This window comes from Exiguobacterium sp. B2(2022), assembly GCF_028823655.1.
Classification (GTDB): Bacteria; Bacillota; Bacilli; order Exiguobacteriales; family Exiguobacteriaceae; genus Exiguobacterium; species Exiguobacterium aestuarii_A.
Genome location: NZ_JAPEHX010000154.1, coordinates 1 through 640 on the forward strand (window position 1 = coordinate 1; position 640 = coordinate 640).

The window sequence follows — 640 nt, forward strand, 5'->3', positions numbered from 1 at the left end:
ACGATTTATCAAAAAGGCCAAATTCATCAACAACAAGTCACTCGACGACTATCACTGGGGCAATCACATCTACTTCCCGAAGCATTTGGATAAGGACGAACTGACCTCATTGAATTTCGTCGGGCATTCACAGAACGTCGTTCTGACAGGGTCCCCGGGGACAGGAAAGACCCATTTGGCCATCGGACTCGGGAGAGAAGCTTGTCACAAAGGTTATGAGGTGAGGTTCTTCCGGGTCTCCGAGCTCGTAGAGCAACTTAACAAGGCCTGGAGGGATGGGAAGCTGAGCAGCTTCCATTCACGTCTCGAATCGGCAGACCTGATCATTTTGGACGAGATGGGATACATCCCTCTCACAAAAGAATCTGCGGAACTCCTGTTCCATCTCATTACCGACTGGTATGAGCGAAAGAGCTTGATCATCACATCCAACCTTGAGTTCAGCCAGTGGAATCGTATCTTTGGCGACGCACGCCTAACGGCGGCACTCGTCGATCGCGTCATCCATCACGCTCACATATTAAATTTCACAGGTGACAGTTATCGTGTCACGCATGCGTTGTCGAAACACTAAAACCCAGCTGGCAAAGTTCTGTACTTTTCGTTGCATTATTGTGCACATTTGTATTGCAAAATACAA

At 48.3% G+C, this 640-nt stretch carries 1 protein-coding gene; it reads left to right on the plus strand.

What is annotated here, in order from left to right:
* On the plus strand, positions 1-574 hold a 574-nt coding region (gene istB / locus ON063_RS14780), incomplete at its 5' end, for an IS21-like element helper ATPase IstB (RefSeq protein ID WP_274665646.1).
* Positions 575-640 lie beyond the last annotated feature (66 nt).